This is a genomic window from Mycolicibacterium tokaiense (assembly GCF_010725885.1).
Lineage (GTDB): Bacteria > Actinomycetota > Actinomycetes > Mycobacteriales > Mycobacteriaceae > Mycobacterium > Mycobacterium tokaiense.
In genome coordinates this window covers 2,942,856-2,967,739 of sequence record NZ_AP022600.1, presented here as the reverse complement: position 1 = coordinate 2,967,739, position 24,884 = coordinate 2,942,856, and the positions used below count along the sequence as shown (strand labels likewise).

At 69.3% G+C, this 24,884-nt stretch carries 25 protein-coding genes; 16 read left to right on the top strand and 9 right to left on the bottom strand.

Annotation, left to right across the window (positions count from 1 at the left end; all coding sequences use genetic code 11):
- Window positions 1-8: 8 nt before the first annotated feature.
- The 3 genes from G6N58_RS14400 to G6N58_RS14390 all read left to right on the top strand — a co-directional run bounded on the left by G6N58_RS14400 (window position 9) and on the right by G6N58_RS14390 (window position 4,493).
- Entirely contained in the window at window positions 9-503 is a 495-nt protein-coding gene (locus G6N58_RS14400; RefSeq protein WP_115281514.1) for a cupin domain-containing protein, read from the top strand.
- 72 nt (window positions 504-575) lie between these two features.
- Window positions 576-2,285 carry a DEAD/DEAH box helicase gene (locus tag G6N58_RS14395; protein ID WP_115278244.1) on the top strand — a complete coding sequence of 570 codons (1,710 nt, stop codon included), beginning with the start codon at window positions 576-578 and terminating at the stop codon, window positions 2,283-2,285.
- Window positions 2,286-2,483: 198 nt separating this feature from the next.
- Window positions 2,484-4,493, top strand: a complete 2,010-nt coding sequence (locus tag G6N58_RS14390) for a cadherin-like domain-containing protein (RefSeq protein WP_147289317.1) — start codon at window positions 2,484-2,486, stop codon at window positions 4,491-4,493.
- A gap of 31 nt (window positions 4,494-4,524) precedes the next feature.
- Here G6N58_RS14390 and G6N58_RS14385 read toward each other — a convergent pair whose 3' ends face one another.
- The 3 genes from G6N58_RS14385 to G6N58_RS14375 are packed head-to-tail and all read right to left on the bottom strand — an operon-like array spanning window position 4,525 to window position 7,286.
- Window positions 4,525-5,340 carry an HAD-IIA family hydrolase gene (locus tag G6N58_RS14385; protein ID WP_068915330.1) on the bottom strand — a complete coding sequence of 272 codons (816 nt, stop codon included), beginning with the start codon at window positions 5,338-5,340 and terminating at the stop codon, window positions 4,525-4,527.
- A 43-nt stretch (window positions 5,341-5,383) separates the two neighbouring features.
- Window positions 5,384-6,787 carry a PH domain-containing protein gene (locus G6N58_RS14380; RefSeq protein ID WP_232067864.1) on the bottom strand — a complete coding sequence of 468 codons (1,404 nt, stop codon included), beginning with the start codon at window positions 6,785-6,787 and terminating at the stop codon, window positions 5,384-5,386.
- A 22-nt stretch (window positions 6,788-6,809) separates the two neighbouring features.
- The gene (locus G6N58_RS14375) at window positions 6,810-7,286 is read right to left on the bottom strand and encodes a PH domain-containing protein (protein ID WP_068919572.1); all 477 of its coding nucleotides are present in this window, start codon (window positions 7,284-7,286) and stop codon (window positions 6,810-6,812) included.
- A 45-nt stretch (window positions 7,287-7,331) separates the two neighbouring features.
- Between G6N58_RS14375 and G6N58_RS14370 the strand changes: the two genes are divergently transcribed.
- The 11 genes from G6N58_RS14370 to mnhG all read left to right on the top strand — a co-directional run bounded on the left by G6N58_RS14370 (window position 7,332) and on the right by mnhG (window position 19,553).
- On the top strand, window positions 7,332-8,249 hold the full coding sequence (locus G6N58_RS14370) for an SDR family NAD(P)-dependent oxidoreductase (RefSeq protein ID WP_115281515.1): 918 nt from the start codon (window positions 7,332-7,334) through the stop codon (window positions 8,247-8,249).
- Window positions 8,249-9,445 carry a molybdopterin molybdotransferase MoeA gene (gene moeA, locus G6N58_RS14365; protein ID WP_115278248.1) on the top strand — a complete coding sequence of 399 codons (1,197 nt, stop codon included), beginning with the start codon at window positions 8,249-8,251 and terminating at the stop codon, window positions 9,443-9,445. Before G6N58_RS14370 ends, moeA begins: the two co-directional genes overlap by 1 nt.
- A gap of 70 nt (window positions 9,446-9,515) precedes the next feature.
- Complete coding sequence (locus G6N58_RS14360) at window positions 9,516-10,211, top strand: phosphatidylserine decarboxylase (RefSeq protein WP_068915327.1); 696 nt, start codon at window positions 9,516-9,518, stop codon at window positions 10,209-10,211.
- Window positions 10,211-11,062: a CDP-alcohol phosphatidyltransferase family protein gene (locus G6N58_RS14355; protein ID WP_068915326.1), complete on the top strand. Its 852-nt coding sequence runs from the start codon at window positions 10,211-10,213 to the stop codon at window positions 11,060-11,062. The genes G6N58_RS14360 and G6N58_RS14355 overlap by 1 nt, the downstream gene beginning before the upstream one ends.
- A 1-nt stretch (window position 11,063) precedes the next feature.
- On the top strand, window positions 11,064-13,226 hold the full coding sequence (locus tag G6N58_RS14350) for an AAA family ATPase (RefSeq protein ID WP_115278249.1): 2,163 nt from the start codon (window positions 11,064-11,066) through the stop codon (window positions 13,224-13,226).
- Between the two features lie 179 nt (window positions 13,227-13,405).
- Window positions 13,406-16,300, top strand: a complete 2,895-nt coding sequence (locus tag G6N58_RS14345; RefSeq protein ID WP_115278250.1) for a Na+/H+ antiporter subunit A — start codon at window positions 13,406-13,408, stop codon at window positions 16,298-16,300.
- Entirely contained in the window at window positions 16,297-16,767 is a 471-nt protein-coding gene (locus G6N58_RS14340) for a Na(+)/H(+) antiporter subunit C (RefSeq protein ID WP_068915323.1), read from the top strand. Before G6N58_RS14345 ends, G6N58_RS14340 begins: the two co-directional genes overlap by 4 nt.
- Window positions 16,767-18,365 carry a Na+/H+ antiporter subunit D gene (locus G6N58_RS14335; RefSeq protein WP_068915322.1) on the top strand — a complete coding sequence of 533 codons (1,599 nt, stop codon included), beginning with the start codon at window positions 16,767-16,769 and terminating at the stop codon, window positions 18,363-18,365. Before G6N58_RS14340 ends, G6N58_RS14335 begins: the two co-directional genes overlap by 1 nt.
- A gap of 23 nt (window positions 18,366-18,388) precedes the next feature.
- The gene (locus G6N58_RS14330; protein WP_115278251.1) at window positions 18,389-18,952 is read left to right on the top strand and encodes a Na+/H+ antiporter subunit E; all 564 of its coding nucleotides are present in this window, start codon (window positions 18,389-18,391) and stop codon (window positions 18,950-18,952) included.
- Window positions 18,949-19,227, top strand: a complete 279-nt coding sequence (locus G6N58_RS14325; protein WP_068915320.1) for a monovalent cation/H+ antiporter complex subunit F — start codon at window positions 18,949-18,951, stop codon at window positions 19,225-19,227. Before G6N58_RS14330 ends, G6N58_RS14325 begins: the two co-directional genes overlap by 4 nt.
- Entirely contained in the window at window positions 19,224-19,553 is a 330-nt protein-coding gene (gene mnhG, locus G6N58_RS14320; RefSeq protein ID WP_068915319.1) for a monovalent cation/H(+) antiporter subunit G, read from the top strand. Before G6N58_RS14325 ends, mnhG begins: the two co-directional genes overlap by 4 nt.
- Window positions 19,554-19,555: 2 nt before the next feature.
- On the opposite strand, the gene G6N58_RS14315 is transcribed toward mnhG, so the two are convergent.
- Genes G6N58_RS14315 through napA form a run of 6 tightly spaced genes read right to left on the bottom strand, consistent with a single transcriptional unit; the run spans window position 19,556 to window position 23,271 of the window.
- Window positions 19,556-20,173 carry an LON peptidase substrate-binding domain-containing protein gene (locus tag G6N58_RS14315; protein WP_068915318.1) on the bottom strand — a complete coding sequence of 206 codons (618 nt, stop codon included), beginning with the start codon at window positions 20,171-20,173 and terminating at the stop codon, window positions 19,556-19,558.
- An 11-nt stretch (window positions 20,174-20,184) separates the two neighbouring features.
- Window positions 20,185-20,622 carry a hypothetical protein gene (locus G6N58_RS14310; protein ID WP_232067863.1) on the bottom strand — a complete coding sequence of 146 codons (438 nt, stop codon included), beginning with the start codon at window positions 20,620-20,622 and terminating at the stop codon, window positions 20,185-20,187.
- A 16-nt stretch (window positions 20,623-20,638) separates the two neighbouring features.
- Complete coding sequence (locus G6N58_RS14305) at window positions 20,639-21,772, bottom strand: glutamate--cysteine ligase (protein ID WP_115281517.1); 1,134 nt, start codon at window positions 21,770-21,772, stop codon at window positions 20,639-20,641.
- Window positions 21,753-22,472 carry a superoxide dismutase[Cu-Zn] gene (gene sodC / locus G6N58_RS14300; RefSeq protein ID WP_115278252.1) on the bottom strand — a complete coding sequence of 240 codons (720 nt, stop codon included), beginning with the start codon at window positions 22,470-22,472 and terminating at the stop codon, window positions 21,753-21,755. Before sodC ends, G6N58_RS14305 begins: the two co-directional genes overlap by 20 nt.
- 10 nt (window positions 22,473-22,482) lie before the next feature.
- A complete protein-coding gene (locus G6N58_RS14295; protein WP_115278253.1) occupies window positions 22,483-22,947 on the bottom strand; it encodes a LytR C-terminal domain-containing protein in 465 nt (154 codons plus the stop codon).
- A gap of 15 nt (window positions 22,948-22,962) precedes the next feature.
- The gene (gene napA / locus G6N58_RS14290) at window positions 22,963-23,271 is read right to left on the bottom strand and encodes a nucleoid-associated protein NapA (protein ID WP_068915315.1); all 309 of its coding nucleotides are present in this window, start codon (window positions 23,269-23,271) and stop codon (window positions 22,963-22,965) included.
- Between the two features lie 127 nt (window positions 23,272-23,398).
- Here napA and G6N58_RS14285 point away from each other — a divergent pair, with 127 nt between their 5' ends.
- Both G6N58_RS14285 and G6N58_RS14280 read left to right on the top strand, forming a co-directional pair.
- Window positions 23,399-23,992 carry a peptide deformylase gene (locus tag G6N58_RS14285; RefSeq protein ID WP_068915314.1) on the top strand — a complete coding sequence of 198 codons (594 nt, stop codon included), beginning with the start codon at window positions 23,399-23,401 and terminating at the stop codon, window positions 23,990-23,992.
- Window positions 23,989-24,870, top strand: coding sequence for an N-acetylglutamate synthase, CG3035 family (locus G6N58_RS14280; protein ID WP_115278254.1), 882 nt, complete (start codon window positions 23,989-23,991; stop codon window positions 24,868-24,870). The genes G6N58_RS14285 and G6N58_RS14280 overlap by 4 nt, the downstream gene beginning before the upstream one ends.
- Window positions 24,871-24,884: the final 14 nt, after the last annotated feature.

Sequence of the window (24,884 nt, the reverse complement as noted above, 5' to 3'; positions counted from 1 at the left end):
TGAGTCGGGTGTCCCTCGTCGTCCCGCCCTACCCACCCGCGCGCCACCACGGCGACCCCGAGGTCAGCGCCTGGCTCAAACGCGGCGACGACGCCCCCGATCACGACTCGTTCGGCCTAGTGCAGTACCGCTACCTGGCCGACCAGACCGACACCGGCGGCGACTACGGCCTCTACCGGGTGGATCTCGCCGCCGGTGCGGGCGGGCCCGGCCCGCACTTTCACCGGGCCATGTCCGAGGCCTTTTTCGTGCTGTCGGGCACCATCGAGCTCTACGACGGCACCGACTGGAAGACCGGCGGACCCCAGGACTTCCTCTACGTCCCACCGGGCGGTATCCACGGCTTCCGCAATGTCGCCGACGAGCCCGCATCCATCCTGATGATCTTCGCTCCCGGGGCGCCCCGGGAGCACTATTTCGAAGGGTTGGCCCAGGTGGGTGAGCTGACCGACGACGAGCGCCGCGAGTGGTTCATCCGCAACGATAATTTCTTTGTTGAGTAAGACACGCCGACTGGACTCGCGTCGACGGAACCCCTTGCCCTAGGCTCACTTTCCGTCGGAAGGAGACCCAGGGTGCGGGCTGAAGCAGCGCCCAGCACCCAGGCACTGCGGAGCTGGCAGCGGAAAGCGCTGGTCAAATATCTGACCACGCAACCGCGGGACTTCCTGGCCGTCGCCACCCCCGGCGCAGGCAAGACCACGTTCGCCATCCGACTGGCGGCCGAACTGCTCAGCGAGCGGGTGGTCGAGAAGGTCACCATCGTGGTGCCCACCGAGCACCTCAAGATCCAGTGGGCCCGCTCGGCGGCCACCCAGGGCATCGCCCTGGACCCCAAGTTCTCCAACTCGAACTCCCAGACCTCTTCGGAGTACCACGGCGTGGTCGTCACCTACGCCCAGGTGGCCAGCCACCCCTATCGCCACCGGGTGCGCACCGAGAACTACAAGACCCTGGTGATCTTCGACGAGATCCACCACGGCGGTGACGCCAAGAGCTGGGGCGAGGCCATCCGCGAAGCCTTCGACGACGCCACCCGCCGGCTGGCGCTGACCGGCACCCCGTTCCGCAGCGACGACAGTCCCATCCCGTTCGTGACCTACGAACCGGACGCCAACGGCCTGCAGCGCAGCGTCGCCGACCACACCTACGGCTACTCCGACGCCCTCGCCGACGGCGTGGTCCGCCCGGTGGTCTTCATGGCCTATTCGGGCGAGGCCCGCTGGCGCGACAGCGCCGGCGACGAGCACGCCGCCCGCCTCGGTGAACCGCTGAGCGCCGAGCAGACCGCCCGCGCGTGGCGCACCGCCCTGGACCCTGCCGGTCAGTGGATGCCGGCCGTGATCGCCGCTGCCGACATCCGCCTGCAGCAGAAGCGTCAGCACGTGCCGGACGCCGGCGGCATGATCATCGCCTCGGACCAGACCACCGCCCGCGCCTACGGCAAGCTGCTGGAGACCATCACCGGAGAGTCGCCGACGATCGTGCTCTCCGACGACAAGGGCGCCTCGGACCGGATCACCGAATTCTCCAAGGGCACCAGCCGCTGGATGGTCGCAGTGCGCATGGTGTCCGAGGGCGTCGACGTGCCTCGGCTGTCGGTGGGCGTGTACGCCACCAGCGCCTCCACCCCGCTGTTCTTCGCCCAGGCCATCGGCCGCTTCGTGCGTTCGCGCCGCGCCGGTGAGACGGCCAGCGTGTTCCTGCCGTCGGTGCCCAACCTGCTGATGCTGGCCAGCGAACTGGAAGAACAGCGCAACCACATCCTGGGTAAGCCGCACCGCGAATCCCAGGGTGACGAAGACCCGTTGGATGCCGAGCTGGCCAAGCAGAAGAAGGACGAAGCCGGCGAGGAGGAGAAGGCGTTCACCTCCCTGGGCGCCGACGCCGAACTGGACCAGGTGATCTTCGAGGGGTCGTCGTTCGGCACCGCCACCCCCGCCGGCAGTGACGAGGAAGCCGACTATCTGGGCATCCCCGGACTGCTCGACGTCACCCAGATGCGCGACCTGCTCAGCAAGCGTCAGGTGGCCCAGCTCGAAAAGCGCACGGCCTCCGGCGAAGCCGCCGTCCCACGGGCCACCCACGGCCAGATCAAAGACCTGCGCAAAGAACTCAACGCACTGGTGTCCGCCGCGCACCACCGGCTGAACAAGCCGCACGGCTGGATCCACAACGAGCTGCGCCGCATCTGCGGCGGCCCACCCGTGGCGGCCGCCACCTCCGATCAGCTCAAGGAGCGCATCTCCGCGGTCCGCGAGCTCGGCTTCGGGCAGACGTCCTAGCCAAGTCGGCGCTTGACTGTCGTCGAGGCAAATTATTCAGTGTTTGCGGGTGAACTTCTCTTCCCGACAATGGATTTCCGCCGACAGGCGTGATTGATTCAGTCCGCAAAACCAGTTGCTGCCGATGCAGGTCTGCCTCCGGTCGGACTCGGGAAGGGCACCATGTCACCCAAGAGCAATGCTGCACGCGTCGCGGCCGTGGCCGTCGGACTGGGAATAGCGATGGCGAACGGTGCCGCCATTGCGGCCGCCGCTCCCGCCGAAACCGGGACCGACACGACGGCGGGTAGTGACACATCGACATCGACATCGACATCGACATCGACATCGACATCGACATCGACATCGACCGATGAGACATCCCCGTCGACGGACACGTCGACCACAACCGCGCCGAATGAACCCCGGCACAATTCCGGCGAATCCGCGGCTGGGCCCACCGATGCCGAAACCAAAGATCCTTCAGCGGATTTGGATGAGGACCTGAGCGATCTTGACGACAACGAGGACGAGACCGACACGGTAGCCGAACCGGAGCCGGCATCGGACGACGAGACCCAGGAGCGGCCGTCCAAGACAGCACAATCGGGCCATCATGCCGAGAGTGATCACCACCAGGACGCTGCTGAACCGACCTCCGAGGAGGACGACGAGGGCACCGACATCCCAGTCCTCGACTCGGACGACCCCGAACCCGAACCCGAACACTCTTCCGGCAGAGCCCAGGACGTCGCCATCGCAGATGGTCATTCCGGCGCCGCCGATATCATCAATACCGTCGCAGACCCGGCTGCCACCGAGGTCGTCGTTCAGCCGGGCACGCCGTTCAGTCGCCTGTCGGCGTCACTGCAGGATGCAATCGGCGGCACAGCTCCGACAGAAAACCCGATCTCCCTGCTCTTTTCGGGAATGTTCGAGTTCGTCCGGCGCACCTTCTTCAACAGCGCTCCCTCCGTACGCCCGCTGCAGTATGGCCAGCTACCGAGCGGCCAGGTGATCGGCACTGTCGGCGCGGTGGACCCCGATGGTGACCCCCTGATCTACACGGTGCGACAAGACCCGAGGTACGGCACTGTGACGGTGACCGCAGACGGCACCTTCACCTACACGCCGGCTGAGGGCTTTGCCGCCGTCGGCGGAGCCGATAGCTTTGATATCTCCGTGCGCCAGAAGGGCTTTCATATCAATCTGCTCAATCCGTTCGCATCTATGACCCGCACCGTCAGCATCCGGGTCGACGTCCAACCCAGCGGCGGCGTGGGAGTGACCACACAGGGATACACCGTCTGGAACTTCAGCAGCCTGCCCGTGACGTTTCAGGGTTACCGGGAATCTCATCCCGAGGTGTCCGGCCCCGGTGTCGGCACCGTCATCCAACCGGGCCAGCCCGCACACTTCGAGGTGACGTACTTCTTCTTCCACGACAACGCGGTGACCCCCATCTTCACCTCGGACGCAGGTACCTGGGATGTCCATATGCTGGTGATCAGCAACCTGACGTTTCACGATGCGCTCACATGCTCGTCTCACTCGTCCGGGGTGTCATGTGCACCCGAGAATTACGGCAAGGACAACGCCTTCCTGTTCGACCTCCCCGGCACCACGATCACCTTGCCTCCCGATGACCCCCGCCAGGAGGCGATAGTGGACTTGTTGTGCAAGGACGGGGCGACCGGGAAATGCCAGAACTTCGCGATCTCTTATCAAGAGGAGACGCTGACCGACCCTCGCATCGTCGGCCACATCGTGAAGAACACCACTCCGGACGACCAGACTTATGCCGTGGCGATCTCCGACTCGGTGTCCTCGTCGGACTCGCTGAAGATTGCCGCCAAGCAGAGCTTCAAGATCCTCTCCGATCTGATCAACGTCGAGATCTCGGAGGAATACCAACACACCTGGACCAGTAGCCACACCTTCACCGAAACCGAAACCCTGAAGATCCGGTCCGGGTACCAGGCACAGATCGTTGCACAGGAACCCATCTACCGGGTTCACGGAGATCTGACCGTGACTCTGGGGAACACCACCTGGATCCTGAAGGACGTGCACTTCGACAGTCCCAACCCCAACGGCGCTGGTGTCTACACCTACGAATCGACTCCGATCCCGGCCGGTGGCTCCGACGACGACGAAGCGCCGACGGGGACCAGCGTCGAGATCATCTCCGTGAACCCCGACGTCCCAGCGACTTGGGCGCGTTGGTAACCGCCTGACGGTTACCGACGCGCCGAAATCGCTAAAGGCCCAGCAGTGCAGGCAGATCGGCCACCGAGTCGATGACATGATTAGGTTGCATGGCGAAATCGTCTGCGGCCCAACGGTCCAACGTGTCCTGACGGAACTTGCCGGTGCGCACCAGCACCCCCGTCATCCCCACCACCTGAGCGGCCAGCACGTCGATGTTGAGATCGTCGCCCACCATGAACATCTCGTCGGGCTCCACCCCCAGCCGCGCGGCGGCGGCCAGGAAGCCCTCGGGTGCGGGCTTGCCCACTGCGGTGGCCTTGCGCCCCGAGCATTCCTCCATGCCACCCAGGTACATGCCGGTGTCGATGCGCAGACCCTCGGTGGTGGTCCAGGACATGCTGCGGTGCATCGCCACCACCGGCACCCCCTGGGCCATCCAGTCGTAGACCCACGACAGGGTCACGTGGTCGTACTCCGGTCCGGCACCGCCGAGCAGCACCACGTCGGGAGTCTCGGGCATGGGGCCACCGCGCGTGTCCACCGACGCCACCAGATCGATGCCGGGCATGTCCCCGGCGATGTCCCCGCTGTTGACCAGGAAGCACCGGGCATCCGGATACCGGTCGCGCACGAAGTCGGCGGTGAGCACCGCCGCGGTGATCACCTCGTCGGGGGTGACGTCCATGCCGGCCTCGGTGAGCAGATCGGCGATCTGGACGCGGGTCCTGGTGGTGGTGTTGGTCAGGTAGGACCGCGCGATCTGGTTGTCGGACAACGCCCGCAGCGTCTCGCGGGCGCCGGGGATCGGCTTCCACGAGGTCACCAGCACACCATCGATGTCGAAGAGCACTCCGCCGGTAGCCATGGTGCGACAGTAAACGCACGGGGTCACCGCGCAAGTTGTGGGCTCATTTGCCCCGATCGATCCAGGCGCAGTCGGCAACCCAGGGCGAGGCGGCCGCCGCCACCGCCCAGGCCTGGTCGGCGGGCACATCGATCAGCACGTACCGCTTGGTGCCCGCGGCGGTGGCCGCCACCAGCGTGGCCACCCGGGCCCGCCGCTGGAAGACCGATTGGCGCACCGTCCAGCCGATGATCCCGGCCACCGCGATGCAGTCGCGGCGCCGTTCCACACTGCCGCTGCGCGAGACCAGCCACCGGCCGTCGACCCAGTGCCCGAGCGCCCGCACCCGGTCGGCGGCCAGCAGTGCGCTCACCACCGTCAGCGCCGCCAGCACCAGCCACACCCAGGCCGGCACACCGGCCACCGCGGCGGCCACGGCCAGCACCGCGGGCACGGTCAGCGCCCGGGTCCAGCGCCGCCGAGCGGCTGCCGGGCCGTGGCGGCGCAGCGGGACCTGCACCGGGGTGCCGTCACCCAGGACCTCGGCCAGTACCCCGCTGGCAGTGGCCGCCGGACACGGCGGCAGCAGCAGCGACGCCTCACCGGCACCGTTGACCCCCGTCATCACCGCATCGAGGCGGGCCCCGCCGAACAGCCGCACCAGCAGCGGCTGTCGCAGGGTGCCGCCGCGCAGCCGGCGCATGTCGAAGGTGTGCTCCCGGACCCGCAGCAGGCCGTGTTGTAGCGCCAGGGTGTCGGGGCGCCGCCGCAGCACCAGGTTGCCGTAGGTCAGCAGCGACCGCGCGAGTGACAACACCACCGACGCCACCACGATCACCAGCACCACCACACCCACCGCGACCGCCACCCCGAGGTTCTCGGCGGCATCGAGACCGGATTCCACGACGTCGGAGCGTTGCAGCGCCGCTCCCAGACCGGCCTGGTAGATGATCCCCACCGCAGCGCCGATCATCACCAGCCCCGACATGCTCAGCGGGCTGTAGCGCAGCCACGACGGTTGCCAGCGCGCCAGTACCACCTCGCTGACGGCGGCCTCGGGAGCCGTCGCGGCGCGCTGCAGCAGGACGCCCCGCAGCCGCGCGACGTCGGCGGCGGGCACCGCGTCGAGCTCGAAAACCTTGTCGCCGTGAGCTTCCTGGCCGGTGCTGATGCGCAGCACGGTCAACCCGAGCAGGCGGTGCAGCGGACGGGCATCGGTGGACACCGACCGGATCCGGCTGCGCGGGACGGTCAGCACACTGCGGTGCAGCACCCCGGTGCGCAGTGCCACGTCCTCGTCGTCGATGCGGTACGTGGTGGTGAACCAGCGCGCCAGACCCACCGCGATGACCAGTGCCAGACCCAGCAGCGACCACAGCGGATTGTTGGTGGCCGACCCCAGCACCACCGCCCCGACCAGCAGTGGCACCTGCCGCAACACCTCGTGCACCGGATGCACCAGCAGCATGCGCGGACTCAGGCGGCTCCACTCAGGTGGCATCGGCTTCCCCGATCGCGGCGACCGCGGTCAGATGCGCGACGATCCCGTCGGCCACCGCGGTGTCCAGGGCGGCGATCTGCACCGCGCCGGCCGAGGACGCCGTCGTCACCGTCACGGTGGCCAGGCCGAACAAGCGGTCCAGCGGGCCGCGGTGGGTGTCGACGGTCTGCACCCGGGAGATCGGGGCGATGCGCCGCTCCTGCATCAGCCAGCCGCTGCGGGTGTACACCGCGGTGTCGCTGATCTCCCAGCGGTGCACGCGGTACCGCCACATCGGAACCACGCCCACGGAGACCACCGCGCACACCACGGCGGCCAGGGCGACCAGGAACTGCAGCCACCGCAGCCGGTCGTCGAGGGCGAACCAGACACCGATGCCCACCAGGGCCACCGCCCACGGGATCGCCGCACCCAGCGCCCAGACCAGCGGGGCCCTGCTGCTCGGCGGATTACACGGATCACGCATGCCATCCATGGTGTCGAGCATGCCGTGTCCGTAATGTTCGGGGACATGAGCACCAAGTGGACCGAAAACGACGTCCCCGACCAGAGCGGCCGCACCGCGGTCGTCACCGGCGCCAACACCGGGCTGGGCTTCGAGACCGCGAAGGTCCTCGCCGCCCGCGGGGCCACCGTGGTGATCGCGGTGCGCAACGTCGAGAAGGGCAATGCCGCCGCGGCGCAGATCCTCGGGGCCGTGCCCCGCGCCGACATCACCGTGCAGCCGCTGGATCTCGGCTCCCTGCAATCGGTTCGGACCGCCGCGGCCGAACTGAAGGAGTCCCACCCGCGCATCGACCTGCTGATCAACAACGCCGGGGTGATGTACCCGCCGAAGCAGACCACCAAGGACGGGTTCGAGTTGCAGTTCGGCACCAACCACCTGGGCCACTTCGCGCTCACCGGGTTGCTGCTGGAGAACCTGCTGCCGGTGCCGGGTTCGCGGGTGGTGGTGGTCGCCAGCATCGCGCACAACATCCGCGCCGCCATCCATTTCGACGACCTGCAGTGGGAGCGCGGCTACAACCGGGTGGCGGCCTACGGGCAGGCCAAGCTGGCCAACCTGATGTTCGCCTACGAACTGCAACGCCGTCTGGCCACCGCAGGCGCCGAGACCATCGCGGTGGCCGCCCACCCCGGGGTGTCCAACACCGAGCTGATGCGCCACATCCCGGGGTCCTCACTGCCCTTTGTCGACAAGCTGACCGGCCTGGTGACCAACTCCCCCGCCATGGGTGCCCTGGCCACGCTGCGCGCCGCCACCGACCCGGGCGCCAGCGGGGGTCAGTACTACGGCCCGGACGGCTTCCGCGAACTGTGGGGCCATCCGGTGCTGGTGTCCTCGAGCAAGCAGTCCCATGACGTCGCCGTGCAGGAGCGGCTGTGGACGGTCTCCGAGCAACTGACCGGTGTGCGGTTCCCGTTCTGATGCGCACCGTCGAAGAACATCAGCGGGTGGTGGCTGCCCTGCTGACGCCGCGTGCCGGAACGCGGTTGCCCTTGGTGCAGGCCGAAGGGCTGGTGCTGACCGCCGATGTGGTGGCGCCGCTGTCGCTTCCGGTGTTCGACAACTCCGCCATGGACGGCTACGCCGTGTACGCACCCGACATCGCCGCGGCCACCGAGGCGGCCCCGGTGCGGCTGCCGGTGGCCGAGGACATCCCGGCCGGGCGCACCGACACGCTGACCCTGACACCGGGCACCGCGCACCGCATCATGACGGGCGCTCCGCTGCCGGAGGGCGCCACCGCCGTCGTACCCGTGGAACGCACCGACGGCGGCACCGACACCGTGGAGATCCGGGTGTCGGCGCCGCCGGGCCAGCACGTGCGCGCCGCGGGTGAGGACGTCACCGCGGGCACACCCGTACTGCGCGCCGGCCAGGTGGTGACGCCGGCCGCCGTCGGGCTGGCCGCTGCACTGGGCATCGCCGAACTGGAGGTCGCGCCGCGGCAGCGCGTGCTGGTGATGTCCACCGGCACCGAGCTGGTGGCGCCCGGGACTGCGCTGCAGCCGGGGCAGATCTACGAGTCCAACGCGGCGATGCTCGCCGCGGCGGTGCGCGACGCCGGCGCGGTGGCCAGCCATGCCCCGATGTCCAGCGACGACGTCGCCGAGTTCCGCGCGGCGCTGACCGCGCATCTCGAGGACGCTGATCTGATCATCACCACCGGCGGGGTGAGCGCCGGGGCCTACGAGGTGGTCAAGGACGCCCTGGGCGACGGCGAAGTCGAGTTCGCCAAGGTGGCCATGCAGCCGGGGATGCCCCAGGGCGCGGGCCGCGTCGGCGGGGTGCCGATCATCACCCTGCCCGGTAACCCGGTGAGCGCGCTGGTGTCCTTCGAGGTGTTCGTCCGACCTGCACTGCGCGCCGCGATGGGGTTGGCCGACGTGCACCGCAGGCAGCACACCGCCGAACTGTCCGAAGCGCTGACGTCCCCGGCCGGCAAACGGCAGTTCCGCCGCGGGGTCTACGACCCGGCCACCGGCACCGTAGCCGGCTACGGACCGCCCGCCAGCCACCACCTGCGCTACCTCGCCTCCGCCAACTGTCTGCTCGACATCGGTGAGGACGTCACGCAGGTGGACGCGGGGTCGGCCGTGCGTGTCTGGGAACTCACTTGAGCCTCTGCAGGTAGGCCCTGCCTCCCCGGCTCCTCCGTCGCCGCCTCGGCGACCTACCTAGGATAGAAGCGTGGCCAGACGACCCCGCACGTCCGAAGCATCGCATCTCGTAGATCTGGTGCGGTCCACCGTCCCTCCGATGCACCCCGCGGGCCTGCCGTTCGTCGGCGCCGGCCTGGCGGTGGCCGCCCTGGGCTACCGCTCCCGCTGGCTGCGCACCGCCGGCCTCGCCGCCGCCGCCGTGCAGGCCGGATTCTTCCGGCACCCCAAACGGGTGCCGCCCACCCGCCCGGGTGTGGTGGTGTCCCCCGCCGACGGGCAGGTGTGCCTGATCGAGCACGCGGTGCCGCCGCCCGAACTGGGGCTCGCCGACACGCCGCTGCCCCGGGTCAGCGTCTTCCTGTCCGTCCTGGACGCCCACGTGCAGCGGGCACCCATCGGCGGTGAGGTGGTGGCCGTCGAATACCGGCCGGGCCTGTTCGGCACCGCGGATCTGCCGTCGGCCAGCTCGGACAACGAACGCAACTCGATCGTCATCCGCACTCCCGAGGGCGTGGACATCATCGCCACCCAGATCGCCGGTCTGGTGGCGCGGCGCATTGTCTGCGAGGTCAAGCCCGGCGACAAGCTGGCGATCGGCGACACCTACGGCCTGATCCGGTACGGCTCCCGGCTGGACACCTACCTCCCGGAGGGCTCGCGACTGCTGGTCAGCCTCGGCCAGCGGGCCATCGCGGGCGAAACCGTCCTCGCCGAGCTGCCGTGATGCAACGCCGGGAGGGGCAGCGTCCGCGCGCCATGCGGATCCTGCCCAGCGCCACCACGGTGCTGGCCATCTGCGCCGGCCTGACCTCCATCAAGTTCGCCCTCGACGGCCGGCCCCACATCGCGCTGGCCCTGATCGGCGCGGCCGCGGTGCTGGACGGGATCGACGGCGGCATCGCCCGCGCGCTGGACGCGCAGTCGCGGATGGGCGCCGAGATCGACTCCCTGGCCGACGCCGTGAACTTCGGGGTGGCCCCCGCGCTGGTGGTGTACGTGACGCTGCTGCCCACCTCACCGGTGGGCTGGATCTTCGCGCTGCTGTACTGCGTGTGCATCGTGCTGCGGCTGGCCCGGTTCAACGCCCTGCTCGACGACGACACCAAACCCGCGTACACGCGCCAGTACTTCACCGGGATGCCCGCCCCGTGTGGGGCCGTCGGCGTCATCGGCCCGTTGGCCGCGCTGCTGCAGTTCGGCCACGGCTGGTGGACGGCGCCCTGGTTCGTCTGCCTGTGGTTCGCGGCCAACGCCACGCTGCTGGTGAGCCGGGTGCCCACGCTGGCTCTGAAATCGGTGTCGATGCCGTCCAACGCCGCACCCATCCTGCTGATCGCCATCGCCGCGGCCGCAGCCTCCCTGCTGCTGTTCCCCTACGTGTTGGTGTTGCTGATCATCGTGGGCTACCTGCTGATCATCCCGTTCACGGTGCGCAGCCAGCGGTGGGTGGCCGCACGGCCGGAGGCGTGGGACGCCAAGCCCAAGGAACGGCGCAAGCAGCGCCGCGAGATCCGCCGCGGCAAGGCGCCCTACCGCCGGATGCAACGTCTGGGTCTGCGCAAGCCGGGCGGCTGACGTGCAGCCACAGCTGACCCTGACGGCGCGGCTCACCACCTCCGCGCTGGATTCCCGGCGCGGGGTCATCCGGCTGCATCCCGAAGCGATCGCGGCCCTCGGCATCCGGGAGTGGGACGCGGTGTCGCTCACCGGGGCGCGCACCACCGCGGCCGTGGTGGGGGTGGCGGGTCCCGGCACCCCGGTGGGCACCGCGCTGCTGGACGACGTGACGCTGTCCAACGCCGGCCTGCGCGAGGACAGCTCCGTGGTGGTGGCCCCGGTGACGGTGCACGGCGCCCGGTCGGTGACCGTGACCGGGTCGCGGCTGACGGCCGGGTCGGTCTCCCCGGCCACCCTGCGCCAGGCGCTGCTGGGCAAGGTGATGACCGTCGGCGACACGGTGTCGCTGCTGCCCCGCGACCTCGGACCCGGGACCTCGACCACGGAGGCCACCGCGGCGCTGGCCCGCTCGGTCGGGATCACCTGGACCTCGGAGCTGCTGACGGTCAGCGCGGTCGACCCGGCCGGACCGGTGAGCGTGCAGCCCAACTCCGTGCTCGCCTGGGATGACGGTGCTGCCGCCGCGCCGACGGTGGCCGCCGAACCCGTGGTCCGCCCGACGGTGAGCTTCGACGACCTCAAGGGCGCCCACGCCCAGGCGGGCAAGCTCACCGAGTGGCTGAAGCTGGCGCTCGACGAGCCGCAGCTGCTCGAAACCCTGGGCGCGACAGCCAATCTGGGGGTGCTGGTGTCCGGGCCCGCCGGGGTCGGCAAGGCCACCCTGGTGCGCACGGTGTGCTCGTCGCGGCACCTGGTGGAACTCGACGGCCCGGAGATCGGGGCGCTGGCCGCCGAGGACCGGCTGCGGGCGGTGTCCCGGGCCTGCGCCGACGTCCGCGCCTCCGGCGGGGTGCTGCTGATCACCGATGTGGACGCATTGCTACCCGCGGCCACCGACCGCCCGCCCGAGCCGGTGGCCAGCCTGATCCTGGCCGAGCTGCGCACCGCCATCGCCACCGCTGGGGTGGCGCTGGTGGCCACCTCGGCGGTGCCGGACGCCCTCGATACGCGACTGCGGGCCCCGGACGTCTGCGACCGCGAACTGGGGGTGCCGCTGCCCGACGCCGACATCCGTCGCCAGCTGCTGGAGGTGCTGCTGCGCACGGTGCCGACGCGCGATCTTGACCTGACGGAGATCGCCGGCCGCACACCGGGTTTCGTGGTGGCCGATCTGGCCGCCCTGGTCCGCGAGGCGGCGTTGCGCGCGGCTGCCCGCGCCAGCACCGACGGCGAAGCACCCGTGCTGACCCAGGCCGACCTCGCCGGCGCCCTGACAGTCATCCGGCCGCTGTCACGTTCGGCCACCGAGGAGGTGTCCGTGGGCGCGGTCACCCTGGCCGACGTCGGGGACATGGTGGCCACCAAGCAGGCGCTCACCGAAGCCGTGCTGTGGCCGCTGCAGCACCCGGACACCTTCACCCGCCTGGGTGTGGACCCGCCGCGCGGCGTCCTGCTCTACGGCCCGCCCGGCTGCGGCAAGACGTTCGTGGTGCGGGCGCTGGCCTCTACCGGCAGGTTGAGCGTGCACGCCGTCAAGGGCGCCGAGCTGATGGACAAGTGGGTGGGCAGCTCGGAGAAGTCGGTGCGCGAATTGTTCCGCCGGGCCCGGGATTCCGCCCCGTCGCTGGTGTTCCTGGACGAGATCGACGCGTTGGCGCCGCGGCGTGGGCAAAGTCACGATTCCGGGGTGACCGACCGGGTGGTGGCCGCGCTGCTGACTGAGCTCGACGGCATCGACCCGCTGCGCGATGTGGTGGTGCTGGGCGCCACCAACCGCCCCGACCTGATCGACCCCGCCCTGCTGCGGCCCGGCCGGCTGGAGAAGCTGGTGTTCGTGGAGCCACCGGACGCCGACGCCCGCCGGGACATCCTGCGCACGGCCGGCAAGTCGGTGCCGCTGAGTGCTGACGTGGACCTCGACGCGCTGGCCGGCGACCTGGACGGCTACAGCGCCGCCGACTGCGTGGCGCTGCTGCGCGAGGCGGCGCTGACGGCGATGCGGCGCTCCATCGACGCCGCAGACGTCACGATGGCCGACGTGGAAGCGGCGCGGGCGACCGTGCGGCCATCGCTGGACCCCGAGCAGGTGGCCTCGCTGCGGGAGTTCGCCACCGGGCGGTGATCCAAAACCCTTGTCTCATGCCCGCATTCGCACACGCTTGCGATCCGGGCGTTTCCGACTTCGCCCCACACCGTAGGATGGCCGTAAACAAACCGTAAAGATCGAAGCCCACCAGTGGGCTGACACCCCGACGCAAGTCGACGCTCGGCATCCCGGGCGCCTGAGAAAAACGGAGTGCCATGCTCGCCGTCCTGATCGCCCATGCCGTGGCCGCCCTGGTGGCCCCGCTGTTGGTGAAAAGATGGGGACGACGGGCCTTCTACCCCCTGGCGCTGGTGCCCGCGGGTTCACTGTTCTGGGTCGCCACCAACTGGCCGTCGTCGCAGGGTGACGACCACCGACTGACCATCCAGTGGGTGCCGGAACTGTCGATGGACATCGACCTGCGCTTCGACACCCTGGCCGCCGTGATGAGTGTGCTGGTACTGGCCATCGGCGCACTGGTGCTCTTCTACTGCGCCGACTACTTCCACCACCACGACGAGCACATCGAGAACCGGCTGCCCAGCTTCGCCGCCGAGTTGGTCGCCTTCTCCGGTGCCATGTTCGGTCTGGTCACCAGCGACAACCTGCTGCTGCTCTACATCTTCTGGGAACTGACCTCGGTGCTGTCGTTCCTGCTGGTGGGCCATTACGCCGAACGCGCCACCAGCCGGCGCGCCGCCACCCAGGCGCTGATGGTGACCACTGCAGGTGGGCTGGCGATGCTGGTCGGCATCGTCATCCTCGGCGAACTCGGCGGCAGCTACCTGCTCTCCGACCTGATCGCCAACCCGCCCACCGGCCTGGCGATCAACGTGGGCATCGTGCTGATCCTGATCGGCGCGGTGTCGAAGTCCGCACTCGTGCCGTTCCACTTCTGGCTGCCCGGCGCCATGGCTGCCCCCACCCCGGTGAGCGCCTACCTGCACGCCGCGGCCATGGTGAAGGCCGGTGTCTACCTGATCGCCCGGATGGCGCCCGGCTTCGCCGACGCCGCGCCGTGGCGGCCCCTGGTGCTCGGCCTCGGCCTGCTGACGATGATCCTCGCGGGCTGGCGCGCCATCCGCGAGTACGACCTCAAGCTCATCCTCGCCTTCGGCACCGTCAGCCAGCTCGGCATGATCACCGTCCTGGTGGGCACCGGCGACGGCAACGTGATGTTGGCCGGTCTGGCCATGCTGTGCGCGCACGCCATGTTCAAGGCCGCGCTGTTCATGGTCACCGGCATCATCGACCACGCCAGCGGCACCCGCGATATCCGGCGACTGGCGTGGCTGGGCAAGCGTCTCCCCGTTCTGATGGTCATCGCCGTCCTCGCCACGGCCAGCATGGCCGGCCTGCCTCCGTTCCTGGGCTTCGTGGCCAAGGAGGCCGATTTCGAAACCCTCCTGCACAGTCCGTCGCTGGGCAGCTGGGCGCCCTGGGCCACCGCCGGGATCGTCCTGGGCTCGGTGTTCACCGTCATCTACAGCCTGCGCTTCCTCTGGGGCGCCTTCGCCAAGAAGGGCCTGCGCGAACCCAGCACCCGGGTGGCCGACCTGCACAAGCCTCCCGCGACCTTCCTGCTGGCCCCGGCGGTGCTTTCCGCAGCGGGCCTGGTCTTCGGACTGGTTCCGAGCCTGCTCGAGCACGCCCTGGATCCGTACGCCGAATCGCTACCCGGCGGGGCCGACTACCACCTCGCGCTGTGGCACGGCCTCACACTGCCGCTGCTGTTGTCCGCCGTGGTTGTGGCCGCAGGTACGGCCTCGTTCTTCCTGCGCGGCCGGCTGCGCGGGGCGCGGTTCCACTTCCTGCCGCTGGGCAACGCGGACCGGGTGTACGACGCCACCCTCCGCGGCCTGGACTGGGTCGCCTTCCGGGTCACCAGCACCACGCAGCGCGGCTCCATTCCCGCCACCCAGTCGGTCATCCTCGCGACGCTGGTGCTGGTGCCGTTGGTGGTGCTGGTCGCCGGTGCGCGTGACCGGCCGGACTTCGCGCCGTGGCAATCGGTGTTCACTCCGATCGTGGGTGTGCTGATGCTGGCCGGTGCGCTCGGGGCTGTCGTGATGCGCAACAGGCTGGCCGCGGTGCTGCTGGTCGGCCTCACCGGCTACGGCTGCGGCGTCATCTTCGCCTTCCACGGTGCACCGGACCTGGCCCTGACGCAGTTCCTGGTGGAGACGCTGACCCTGGTCATCTTCGTGCTGGTGCTGCGTACGCTGCCCGCCGAGGCCGAGGCGACGCACATGAAGCGGTTCCGCCTCCCGCGCGCCGCGCTGGCCGTGGCCGTCGGCGCCACCGTCACCACCCTCGGGGTGTTCGCCATGGCCGCCCGCGACACCCGCCCCATCGCCGAACTCTTGCCCGACGCCGCCTACGAGCGCGGCCACGGCTCCAACACTGTCAACGTGCTGCTGGTCGACATCCGCGCCTGGGACACCCTGGGGGAGATCTCGGTGCTCCTGGTGGCAGCCACCGGGGTAGCCTCGCTGGTGTTCCGGCATCGGCGCTTCGGCGCGGCACCACGGGTGCCGCAGGCCAGCCAGCCCGCCGGGCAACCCGACATCGGTGTGGTGATGGCCTACAGCCCGGCCGCCAGCGACACCACCTGGCTGCGGGGCAGTGAGTACCGCGACCCGCGCTACCGCTCGCTGGTGCTGGAGGTCGCGACGCGCTTCATCTTCCCGGTGATCATGGTGCTGTCCATCTACTTCTTCTTCACCGGCCACAACACCCCCGGCGGCGGGTTCGCCGGTGGCCTGACCGCTGGTCTGGCGCTGGTGCTGCGTTACCTCGCCGGTGGACGCTACGAGCTGGGTGAGACGATCCCACTGGATGCGGGCAAGATCCTGGGCGTCGGCCTGGGCCTGTCCGCGGGCACCGCGGTGGCCTCCATTCTGCTGGGTGCGCCCGCCCTGTCCTCGGCCATCGTCGAGCTGGACGTGCCGGTGCTCGGCCACATCAAGTTCGTCACGGCCCTGTTCTTCGACCTGGGGGTGTACCTGATCGTGGTGGGCCTGGTGCTCGACGTCCTGCGCAGTCTCGGTGCCCGCATCGACGTCGAGATGGCCGAGAATCCGCGCCGGCCGGTGGGAGCACACCGATGACCACCTACATCGTCCCGCTCATCATCATCGGCGGCCTCACCACCTGCGGGGTGTACCTGCTGCTGGAGCGCAACCTCACCCGCATGCTGCTGGGGCTGCTGCTGCTGAGCAACGCCATCAACCTGCTGATCCTCACGGCCGGGGGCCCGTCCGGCAATCCCCCGGTGCGCGGACGCACCAGCGGCAACAACACCACCACCGCTGACCCGCTGGCCCAAGGCATGATCCTGACCGCCATCGTCATCACCATGGGCATCGCCGCCTTCGTGCTGGCGCTGGCCTACCGGTCCTACCGGCTGACCACGGTCGAAGAAGTCGCCAACGACCCCGAAGACACCAAGGTGTCCCAGGAAGCCAAGGCCGCCCAGGCCGACGAGGAGGCGCTCGAAGGCACGGTGGCCGAGCATCCCGACACCGACGAACCCGACGAGCTGGACGCGCTGCCCGGACATCAGGGGTCGCGCTGATGCTGGCCCAGATCCTGATCCCGCTACCCGTGCTGATCCCGCTGCTCGGGGCCGCCCTCAATCTCATCGCGGGCCGCAAACCGCGGACCCAGCGCGCCATCACCGTGGCCGCGCTGACCTCGGTGGTGGCGGTGTGCGCCGCGCTGGTGTACGTCGTGGACCGCGACGGGGTGCAGGCGCTGCAGGTGGGCGGCTGGGGCGAGAGCGAACCGGGCATGGGGCCGCTGGGCATCACCCTGGTGGCCGACCGGCTCTCGGCCCTGATGCTGCTGGTGTCGTCGGTGGTCCTGCTGGCGGTGATCTTCTACGCCATCGGTCAGGGCATCCGCGACGGTGACGACCGCCAGCCGGTGTCGATCTTCCTGCCCACCTACCTGGTGCTCTCCGCAGGCGTCTGCAGCGCGTTCCTGGCCGGTGACCTGTTCAACCTCTACGTCGGCTTCGAGGTGTTGCTGTCGGCCAGCTTCGTACTGCTCACCATCGGCGGCACCCGCGACCGGGTGCGCGCCGGCATCGCCTACGTGATGGTCTCGATGGTTTCGTCGATGATCTTCTTGTTCGGACTCGCGCTGGTGTACGCGGCCACCGGCACGCTGAACATGGCCGAGTTGGCGTTGCGCCTCGACGACGTGAGCCCCGGAACACGCAGTGCGCTGTTCGCGGTGCTGCTGGTGGCGTTCGGCATCAAAGCCGCGGTGTTCCCGCTGTCGACCTGGCTGCCCGACTCCTACCCCACTGCACCGGCACCCGTCACCGCGGTGTTCGCCGGGCTGCTCACCAAGGTCGGCGTCTACGCCATCATCCGGGCGCACTCGCTGCTGTTCCCCGGCGGCGGGCTGGATCCCCTGCTGCTGGTGGCCGCGCTGCTCACCATGGTGGTGGGCATCCTGGGCGCGATCGCACAGAGCGACATCAAGCGTCTGCTGTCCTTCACGCTGGTCAGCCACATCGGCTACATGGTCTTCGGGATCGCGCTGTCCAGTCAGCTCGGCATGTCCGGGGCCATCTACTACGTGGCCCACCACATCATCGTGCAGACGACGTTGTTCCTGGTGGTGGGTCTGATCGAGCGCCAAGCCGGGGCGTCGACGCTCAAACGGCTCGGCGGTCTGGCGGCGGCCAGCCCCCTGCTGGCGTTCGTGTTCATCATCCCGGCGCTGAATCTCGGTGGTATCCCGCCGTTCTCGGGCTTCATCGGCAAGGTGGCCCTGCTGGAGGCGGGCAGCGCCGACGGATCGGTGCTGGCCTGGTGGCTGGTGGGCGGCGGCGTGGTGACCAGCCTGCTGACCCTGTACGTGGTGGCCCGGGTGTGGACCAAGGCGTTCTGGCGGGCCCGCGCCGACGCCCCCGAAGGCGAACGCTCCACGGCCGGGCCGGCCGCGCTGCTCGACGACGACGAGGACATCCCGTTCGAGGAGCGCGCCGACGTGGGCCGCATGCCCATCGGCATGGTGGTGCCCACCATGGCGCTGATGGCCGTCGGGCTGGCCCTGACGGTGGCTGCGGGACCGATCTTCGCGTTCAGCGAACGGGCCGCCGACGAGGTGATCAACCGCGATCAGTACATCGGCGCAGTGGTGGGAGGTGCGCGCCCGTGAGGAAACCGCCGAAGAAACCCACGATGCGATGGTTCATGCTGCGCATCTGGGTGCTGGTGGGCCTGACTGCGGTATGGGTTCTGTTGTGGGGCAACGTCTCTGCGGCGAATGTCTTGTCCGGGCTGGCGGTGGGACTGCTCATCACGGTGTTCCTGCCGCTGCCACGGGTGCCGGTCCAGGGCAAGGTGCATGTCCTGTCACTGCTCAACCTGGTCATCCGCGTCAACGTGTACCTGGTGATGTCCAGTTTCCAGATCGCCTGGCTGGCCATCCGCCCCGGGCCGCCGCCGCGCAGCGCGGTGCTGCGGGCCCAGCTGTCCGTGAAGTCGGACCTGGTGCTGGCGCTCGCGGTCAACATCTACAACCTGATCCCGGGCTCGATCGTGCTGGAAATCGACCAGGTGCGCCGGTTGCTGTATGCCCACGTCATCAACGTGGGATCGGACAAGGCGGTCAAGCAGTTCTACCACCAGGTCGCCGTGGTCGAACGGCTGCTCATCGCGGCGTTCGAACGCGACAGCGAGTGGCGGCCCGCGTCGGCGGAGGAACTGGCCGGCGACCCCGAGACCGAGGAGGCGCCGCAGTGAACACCGTGTGGTTGATCGCCGCGGTGATGCTGATCGCCGCGGCGGCCATCACCATGTTCCGGCTGCTGGCCGGCCCGAGCACACTGGACCGGCTGGTCGCCCTGGACACCCTGGTGGCCGTCACCATGTGCAGCATCGGCACCTGGGCGGCGTTCAGCCTGGACACCACTGTGACCTACAGCCTGGCCGCGCTGGCGCTGATCAGCTTCGTCGGATCGGTCAGCGTGGCGCGATTCCGCGTGCCCGACAGCGAGAATCGGGGGGCGAAACGATGAACGCCTTCGACGTCCTGTCCGGGGTGCTGGTGCTGGGCGGTTCGGCGCTGGCGCTGACCGCCGCCATCGGAGTGGTCCGCTTCCCCGACACCCTCTCGCGCATGCACTCCGCCAGCAAGCCCCAGACGCTGGGCCTGTTGCTGGTGCTGCTGGGAGCCGCGTTGCGGCTGCGTGGCCACCCCGACGTGGGGATGATCATCTTGACCGGCCTGTTCACCCTCATCACCGCCCCGGTGGTGGCACAGCGGGTGGGCCAGCTGGCCTACCGCGAGCAGCGCGACCGCGACGACCTGCTGGCCGCCGACGAGATGCGCGACGACAGGTAGCCTCAGTCGCCGGAGAGCTGGAACTCCACCATCGCAGAGACGATGTCGACGGCCTCCTGCAGCGCGGTCAGCCGGTCGGCCGGCGACGGGGCGGCCAGTACCGAGTACTTGTCGGCGGTGCCCATCGGCATCCGGGCCGCCAGCTCGTAGAGCCGTTGTCCGGCAGGCACATCCAGCCCGTCGCCCAGCACGTCGGCCCGCTCCGGCAGGTGCGCGTCGCGCGCGTGGGCGATCCGTTCGAACAGCCCCCAGATGCGGTCTTCGACGTCGCCGACCCCGCTGCTGCTGACCGGGCCCGGCTCGTCGGGCCAGGACTGCACCTCGGCCCGCGGATAAGGATCATCAGGCAGCCACTGCGTCACCCGGATTCGTTCGGTCAGCGCGCAGCGCAGCCGGTAGGTGCCATCGCCGTAGTCCTCGAAGGCCGCGATGCGGGCCCGCACCCCGATGTCGAGGCGGTCGTCGCCGCCGCCCACCTCCCGGCCACGTTCGATCAGCACCACCCCGAATGACTTGTCGTCGCGGTCCAAGGTGTCCTGCACCAGCGCGGCGTACCGCGGCTCGAAGATTCGCAGCGGTAGCTGCTCGCCGGGCAGCATCGCCGTCTCCAGCGGGAACATCGGCGTCGCGGTCACCGGATCCCCTGCCCTGCCAGCACGTCGCGCACCGGCGTTGACGGTTCGGCGAAGGTGCACAGCGCGCTGGTGAGGGTGACCCACAGCTCGGGGTTCAGCGACACCAGCTGGTTGTCGGCCGCGACGGCGGTGATGACCTCGCGCTGGGCCGTCTCGTCGAGGTTGATGTACTCGTCGCAGGTGGTGTCCGCCGCCGGTGAACCCGGCGTCGCGGTCCGGGTGGGCACGGACGGCACGGTGGGCGCACCGGGGGGTGTGGTCCGCGTCGTCGGCGACTGAGTGGTGGGCGACTGAGTGGTGGGGGCCGGCGTGCTGAGGGCCTGAGTGTCGGGTCCGGCCACCGGGTTGCCGTCGACGGTGGTGCTGCAGGCCGCCACGGCGGCTGCGGTCACCGCGATCCCGGCGACCATCCGTGCGGCCAACGTGTAGTCCATGGGTGCACCCAGATCTCTAGAGGATGAGCTCGTCCACCAGCGCATCGACCACCATACGCAGATCCCCGTCGTTCTCCTCCGCCACCCGACGTTGCCGCTGGTAGGACCCACCGCGGCGGGGAATGTCGGCCACCCGGGCCAGTTCGTCGGAGCAGTGCAGGGAGTGGGCCACCGGTTCCAGCCGGTTGAGCAGGTCGTCGAGGTCTTCGGTGACCAGCCGCTCGTTGCTGTCGGCATCCTGGATGATGATGGCGTCCAGGCCGTAGCGCGCCGCGCGCCACTTGTTCTCCTGCACGTGCCACGGCGGCATCACCGGTAGCGCTTCGCCGGCGTCGAGGCGGCGGTCCAGATCCACCACCAGACAGTGCGTCAGTGCCACCAGCGCGCTGAGTTCCTCGATGTTGGAGACCCCGTCGAAGATCCGGATCTCGACGGTGCCCAGATTCGGCGACGGCCGGATGTCCCAGCGCACCTCGTTGATGTGGTCGATGATGCCGGTCTTCTTCTGGTCGTGCACGAAGCCCTCGAACTCGCGCCACGTCTGGAACTGGAACGGCAGCCCCGCAGTGGGCAACTGCTGGAACATCATCGCCCGGTTGCTCGCGTAGCCGGTGTCCTCACCTTCCCACCACGGCGAGGACGCCGACAGCGCCAGCAGGTGCGGATAGTGGTTGAGCAGGGAGCTGATGATCGGCATCACCTTGTGCGCCGAGGACACCCCGACGTGGACGTGCACGCCCCAGATCAACATCTGGCGGCCCCACCACTGGGTGCGGTTGATCAGCTCGGCGTAGCGGGGAGCATCGGTGAGCTTCTGCGCGGAAGCTTCAGCGAAGGGATGTGTTCCGGCGCAGAACAATTCCATGCCGCGACCGCGCACCACCTGTCGCACCGCACGCAGCGTCGTGGCCAGATCCTCCATGGCCTGCCCGGAGTTGAAGCAGATGCCGGTGACGATCTCGACGGTGTTGCGCAGCAACTCCTTGTGCACGTGCGGGTTCTCACCCAGCTCGGCGATCACCCCGGCGGCCTCGTTGGACAGGTCGCGGGTCACCGCGTCGACGAGCGCGAACTCCCATTCGACGCCGACGGTCGGCCGGTAGGAACCGGCAAAATCGATGCGGTCGGCGCTACTGCCCGCCGATGACACCGCAAGCCACCCGGCCGCCGGCGTCACCGGTGGCCATGGTCGTGGCGTCCGGACCCGGGGTTCCGTTGACCTGGTTGTAGCGCTCGGGCGGGATGTTGGCGAAGTTGTCCGGGCCCTCGTGGATCATGATCGCGGTGCCCTGGCCGGCCAGCAGATCGTCCTCGGTGAAGGCGTCGGTGGTGGTGACCAGCCGCGCGGACCCGTCCTCGCGCACCTGCAGCGAACTCAGGTCGCCGCTGGCCGGGTGCCCGCTGTGGCCCGGTACCTGGAAGTGCCCGCCCGCGGACAGGAAGTCACCCGGCGCCCCGCCGGTGGGAGCCACCGAGTTGGCCTCGCACGCGCCGACGGAGTGGATGTGCAGTCCGTGGAAGCCGGGGGTCAGCACCCCGGTTTCGGTGGTCTCGACCGTGATGGTCGCGTACCCGGCGCTGAACTCGAAGGTGGCCGTTGCCACTTCGGTGCCGTCGGCGGTGTTGATCGGCACCTCGAGCGACGATTCGGCGCCGCTGCTGCTCTGGCTTTCGGCACCGCCTTCGCCCTCACCCTCGCCCGCTGCGGGCGCCGGCGAGCCGGTCCACACCGGCGGGGTGGTGCCCGGCTCGGAGGCGACGGGCTCGTACGGGGTGCACGCGGTCAGACCGACGACGGGCAGCAGGACTGCGACGGCGAGCGCGGGCTTCTTCAGAAGTCTGGCGGGCATGCGCGCCAGCCTAACCTGTGACCACCACGATCAACCCGGGTGGTTGCTCTGCGACCTCGGGAATGCGGGGTGCGACGGGAGCTTCCAGCAGCCGTCCCAGTTCTTCGGCCGCCTCCTGCTCGCCTTCACCGAAGTACACGGTGGTGACGGGCACGTCCGGCAGCACCAGGTTGCCCACTTCGGTGACGTTCCAGTTGTCCTCACGCACCCGGTTGGCGACGTTCTCGGCCGCCCCGGCCACCTCGGAGATGTTGAACACCCGGACCTCCGGGCGCGGCGCGGGCTCCTCGGTCTCCGAGGTCGGCGCCGCACTGGAGGTGGTGGTGACCACTGGCGTACCGGCGGTGTCGTCATCGTCACCGCTGGAGTTCAACGCCTGGAAGCCGACCAGCAGGAACACGATGCCCAGGAACAGCAGCACCATCACAATGGCGCGCAGTGGCAGCCCGGAGGAGTCAGGAACGCGCTCGTTCATCGCGCCCACCCTAACTCAGGTGATGTCAAAGCCCAGCTTGCGTGCGGCGCGGGCCTTCTGGCGGGTGGCCCGCAGCCGACGGAGACGCTTGACCAGCATCGGGTCGGCCGCCAGCGCTTCGGGCCGTTCGACGAGGGCGTTGAGCACCTGGTAGTAGCGCGTGGCTGACATGGAGAAGAGCTCTTTGATGGCCTCTTCTTTGGACCCGGCGTACTTCCACCATTGCCGTTCGAATGCAAGGATGTCGTGCTCGCGACGGGTCAGCCCATCGGTGAGCTCAGCGTCATCCCCCGAACGCTCAGCCCTTGCCATGGCGCCTTCCATTCCGCTCCCTTGTAACCATTCGCCAACGAAATGACATCGGTGTGGTTCTGCGCGAGTATTCAACCACGCCCGCGTCATTTGGGAGGGCACCCGAACCAGCGCGTCGGCTGACTTAAGCTTGCCGACCATGGCAGTAGTTCCGATCCGCATCGTGGGAGACCCCGTCCTGCACACTCCGACCCAGCCGGTGGAGCTCGGCCCCGGCGGATCGATCCCCGAAGACGTGACCGCACTCATCGAAGATCTGTACGAGACCATGGACGCCGCATACGGAGTCGGCTTGGCCGCCAACCAGATCGGCGTACCGCTGCGGGTCTTCGTCTATGACTGCGCCGATGACCGCAAGGCGACGGTGCGGCGACGCGGCGTGGTGATCAACCCGGTGCTCGAGACCTCCGAGGTACCCGAGACCATGCCCGACCCGGAGGACGACGACGAGGGATGCCTGTCGGTGCCCGGGGAGAACTTCCCCACCGGCCGCGCCACCTGGGCCCGCGTGACCGGCGTCGACGCCGAGGGCGCCCCGGTCGACATCGAGGGCACCGGCCTGTTCGCCCGCATGCTGCAGCACGAGACCGGACACCTGGACGGCTTCCTCTATCTGGACCGGTTGGTGGGCCGCCACGCCCGCGCCGCCAAGCGCGCGGTCAAGCGGAACGGCTGGGGTGTGCCGGGCTTCTCCTGGACCCCGGGCGAGGGACCGGATCCCTTCGGGCATTGATCGAGTTCCCCGGCATCGGCAACCGCGTCAGCATCCGGTACCGGGTGCCCGACGGCCTGACCGACGTCATCGGCCACTTGGAGGCGACGTCGCCGCTTGTCCTGGTGCGCACCGCCTCCGACGGCACCGTCGAAGTGGATCCTGCCGACGTCGTCAGCGTGCGGGAGCTCAGCGGTCGGCCGGTGCGCAACTCCGAGATCCGGGCGCTGGAGTACGCGGCGGCGCTGGCCTGGCCGGGCACCGAGCAGCACTGGATCGGCGGCTGGTTCCTACGCGCCGCGGGCGGGCACACCAGTCGGGCCAATTCAGCTGTGCCGCTGCAGATGTCAGCCACGTTGGCCGAACTGCCCGCGGTGGCACGCTGGTACGGCGAGCGTGGCCTGCCGGCGTGGTTGGCCCTGCCGGAGCGGCTGCTGAAGGTCGGTGCACCCGGGATAAAGGAGAACCGGGTGCTGGTGCGCGACATCGAAGCAGGCCCCGCGGCCGCCATCACGTCGGCGACCCGTCCGGATGCCGATTGGTTACGGGTGTATGAACGTGAGGTCCCGGTCGAGGTTCTCACCGCGGTGGTCGACGGCGAGGTCACCTTCGCCTCCGTCGGCAGTGCCGCCGTGGGTCGGGGTGCGGTGACCTCCGCCCCGGACGGCACACGCTGGCTGGGTATTTCGTCGGTGCGGGTGGCAGACGAGCAGCGCCGGCGCGGTCACGCGCGCACCATCTGCGAAGGGCTGATGGGGTGGGGCGCCGCCCGTGGCGCCACCCGGTGTTACGTCCAGGTGCTCAGCGACAACGCCGCGGCAATCCGGCTCTACGAGTCCATGGGCTTCGCCCTGCATCACCGCGTGCGCTATGTCGAGGTCGATTCCGTTCTGGCGTAGGGCGCATCAGCTTC

Excerpts from the sequence above, each read along its gene's own strand:
- G6N58_RS14370 (WP_115281515.1), top strand. The coding sequence starts at position 7,332 with ATGAGCACCAAGTGGACCGAAAACGACGTCCCCGACCAGAGCGGCCGC.
- mnhG (WP_068915319.1), top strand. The coding sequence starts at position 19,224 with ATGAACGCCTTCGACGTCCTGTCCGGGGTGCTGGTGCTGGGCGGTTCG.
- G6N58_RS14345 (WP_115278250.1), top strand. The coding sequence starts at position 13,406 with ATGCTCGCCGTCCTGATCGCCCATGCCGTGGCCGCCCTGGTGGCCCCG.
- G6N58_RS14340 (WP_068915323.1), top strand. The coding sequence starts at position 16,297 with ATGACCACCTACATCGTCCCGCTCATCATCATCGGCGGCCTCACCACC.
- G6N58_RS14380 (WP_232067864.1), bottom strand. The coding sequence starts at position 6,787 with ATGCTGCTGGTGCATCCGGTGCACGAGGTGTTGCGGCAGGTGCCACTG.
- sodC (WP_115278252.1), bottom strand. The coding sequence starts at position 22,472 with ATGCCCGCCAGACTTCTGAAGAAGCCCGCGCTCGCCGTCGCAGTCCTG.
- G6N58_RS14295 (WP_115278253.1), bottom strand. The coding sequence starts at position 22,947 with ATGAACGAGCGCGTTCCTGACTCCTCCGGGCTGCCACTGCGCGCCATT.
- moeA (WP_115278248.1), top strand. The coding sequence starts at position 8,249 with ATGCGCACCGTCGAAGAACATCAGCGGGTGGTGGCTGCCCTGCTGACG.
- G6N58_RS14385 (WP_068915330.1), bottom strand. The coding sequence starts at position 5,340 with ATGGCTACCGGCGGAGTGCTCTTCGACATCGATGGTGTGCTGGTGACC.
- G6N58_RS14330 (WP_115278251.1), top strand. The coding sequence starts at position 18,389 with ATGCGATGGTTCATGCTGCGCATCTGGGTGCTGGTGGGCCTGACTGCG.
- G6N58_RS14355 (WP_068915326.1), top strand. The coding sequence starts at position 10,211 with ATGCAACGCCGGGAGGGGCAGCGTCCGCGCGCCATGCGGATCCTGCCC.
- napA (WP_068915315.1), bottom strand. The coding sequence starts at position 23,271 with ATGGAAGGCGCCATGGCAAGGGCTGAGCGTTCGGGGGATGACGCTGAG.
- G6N58_RS14310 (WP_232067863.1), bottom strand. The coding sequence starts at position 20,622 with ATGGACTACACGTTGGCCGCACGGATGGTCGCCGGGATCGCGGTGACC.
- G6N58_RS14375 (WP_068919572.1), bottom strand. The coding sequence starts at position 7,286 with ATGCGTGATCCGTGTAATCCGCCGAGCAGCAGGGCCCCGCTGGTCTGG.
- G6N58_RS14315 (WP_068915318.1), bottom strand. The coding sequence starts at position 20,173 with ATGTTCCCGCTGGAGACGGCGATGCTGCCCGGCGAGCAGCTACCGCTG.
- G6N58_RS14285 (WP_068915314.1), top strand. The coding sequence starts at position 23,399 with ATGGCAGTAGTTCCGATCCGCATCGTGGGAGACCCCGTCCTGCACACT.
- G6N58_RS14335 (WP_068915322.1), top strand. The coding sequence starts at position 16,767 with ATGCTGGCCCAGATCCTGATCCCGCTACCCGTGCTGATCCCGCTGCTC.